This window comes from Bradyrhizobium sp. CFUWI (assembly GCF_056429085.1).
This window is the reverse complement of record NZ_JBWJZE010000295.1, coordinates 1-396: the sequence shown is the minus strand read 5'-3', so window position 1 is coordinate 396 and position 396 is coordinate 1. Positions and strand designations below refer to the sequence as shown.

Here is a 396-nt window from a genome sequence, read left to right as displayed (position 1 = left end):
GTACCTGGTTCGCCTTCTTCCTCGCCTGCTGGGCCATCAGCCTGTCGCCGGGCGCCGGAGCCATCGCCTCGATGTCCTGCGGGTTGCAGTACGGCTTTGCGCGAGGCTACTGGAACGCGCTGGGCCTGCAGATCGGCCTGGCCCTGCAGATCGCCATTGTCGCCGCCGGCGTCGGTGCGTTGCTGGCGACCTCGGCACTGGCTTTCAGCCTGATCAAGTGGTTCGGCGTGGCCTACCTGGTGTACCTGGCGGTGCGCCAGTGGCAGGCGCCGCCACAGGCCTTGAGCACCGATGGCGAACGGCCTCTGGGGCGACCGTTGACCCTGGTGCTGCGTGGTTTCCTGGTCAACGCCAGCAATCCCAAGGCGGTGATCTTCATGCTCGCGGTGCTGCCGC

The 396-nt window shown here is 67.4% G+C and carries 1 protein-coding gene; it reads left to right on the top strand.

Features of this window, described 5'->3' with window-relative positions:
- On the top strand, nucleotides 1-396 hold a 396-nt coding region (locus tag AC066S_RS39880), incomplete at both ends, for a LysE family transporter (protein WP_478272077.1).